Annotated in this window: 3 protein-coding genes; all 3 read left to right on the top strand. The window is 72.1% G+C overall.

The features are described 5' to 3' along the window. On the top strand, window positions 1–189 hold a 189-nt coding region (locus AC3XYG_RS03050; RefSeq protein WP_489138338.1), incomplete at its 5' end, for a hypothetical protein. 8 nt (window positions 190–197) lie between these two features. Then, window positions 198–1,196: a CobW family GTP-binding protein gene (locus AC3XYG_RS03045; protein ID WP_489138337.1), complete on the top strand. Its 999-nt coding sequence runs from the start codon at window positions 198–200 to the stop codon at window positions 1,194–1,196. After that, window positions 1,193–1,753, top strand: a 561-nt coding sequence (locus AC3XYG_RS03040; protein ID WP_489138336.1) for a hypothetical protein, incomplete at its 3' end; no start/stop codon positions are given. The genes AC3XYG_RS03045 and AC3XYG_RS03040, both read left to right, overlap by 4 nt.

Below are 1,753 nucleotides of genomic sequence, written 5' to 3'. Positions count from 1 at the left end.
ATCACCAGCGAGAAGTCGATCGTCGGCAACCTGGTCGGGACCTATCCCGAGCTGGTCGAGCTGATGGCGCTCGCCGATCGCGGCCTGGTGCATCTCGCCACCAAGGAATACCGGCTGAGCGAGGCCAACCAGGCGCTGAAGGATCTGCATCACGGCCAGATCAAAGGCCGCGCGGTCCTGATTCCATGACCTCGGCCATGACCCCGGACCGCATCCCCGTGACCGTCGTGACCGGCTTCCTCGGTGCCGGCAAGACCACGCTGCTGAACCGCATCCTGGGCGAGGAGCACGGCCGGCGCTATGCCGTCATCGTCAACGAATATGGCGAACTCGGCATCGATGGCGGCCTGGTGGTCGGCGCCGAGGAAGAGGTGTTCGAGCTGAACAATGGCTGCGTCTGCTGCACCGTGCGCGGCGACCTGATCCGCGTCATCAGCGGCCTGGTCAAGCGCAAGGGCGGCTTCGACGGCATCCTGATCGAGACCTCCGGACTGGCCGACCCGGCCCCGGTCGCCCAGACCTTCTTCTCCGACGATCTGATCCGCCAGCGCACCCGGTTGGACAGCGTGGTGTGTGTCGCCGATGCGCGGCATCTGCTGGCCCGGCTGGGCGACACGCGCGAGGCGCCGGAGCAGGTGGCGCTGGCCGACACGATCCTGATCAACAAGCGCGACCTGGTCGACGCCGCCGGCCTGACCGCGGCGGCGGCGGCGCTGCGCGGCATCAACCCGACCGCCCGGCTGCTGCTGTCGACCCGCGGCGACGTCCCGCTGGCGGCGATGCTGGACCAGGGCCGGTTCGATCTCGACCGCCTCAGCCTGCCGGCCGAGGACGACGACGATCATGAAGACCACGGGCACGGCCACCACCACGATCACGGCCGGCACAGCCACGGCATCGACTGCGTCTCGCTGCACCTGGACCGGCCACTGGATCCCACCCGGTTCATGCCATGGCTGCAGCAGCTGGCGATGGAGCGGGGGCGGGACCTGCTGCGGGCCAAGGGCATCGTCGATCTCGCCGGGTCGGACCGGCGCTTCGTGTTCCAGGGCGTCCATATGATGATGGACACCGATGCCGGGCGGCCCTGGGGCCCGGACGAGCCGCGCGACAGCCGGCTGGTCTTCATCGGCCGCAACCTCGACCGGGCCGAGCTGGCCGAGGGGCTGGGCCATTGCCGGGCCGACGCGCCATGACGGCGCCGCCGCTGGTCGACCTGATCGGCGCGCGCTGGCAGCTGGAAGCGCCGGTGGCCGGCATCGCCTGGGATGGCGACCTCGCTGCCTTCGGGCTGGGCGACGGCACGGTGGCGCTGGCGCGCGGCCGGTGGGATGGCGGCCCCAGCCTGGTCCCGCGTTCAAGTGGTGGTGGGGCCAGCGGCGGGGCCGAGCTGATCCCGGCGTCGCAGCCGGCGCCGCCGGCGATGCGGGCCTGGGTCCATGACGGCGCCTGCCTGGGCCTGGCCGCGGATGCCGCGGGCGGGTTCCTCAGTGGCGGCGACGATGGCCGGCTGGCCCGGATCGACCCAGGCGTCGGGGAAGGCCGCGACCGCTTCGACCGTGCCGTCCGGCTCGATCCGGTCGCCGCCGGTGCCGCCGGCTGGGCGGCCTGCGCCGTCGGCCGCCGCGTCCATGTGCTGGGCCCGGTGGCCGGGGAGATCGACCTGCCCAGCTCCGTCTTCGCCCTGGCCTTCGACCCCACCGGCCGGCACCTGGCGATCGCCCATTATGGCGGCGTCACGCTATGGTCGGCC

The organism is Inquilinus sp. (assembly GCF_057815775.1).
This window is presented reverse-complemented; position numbering and strand designations above follow the sequence as displayed.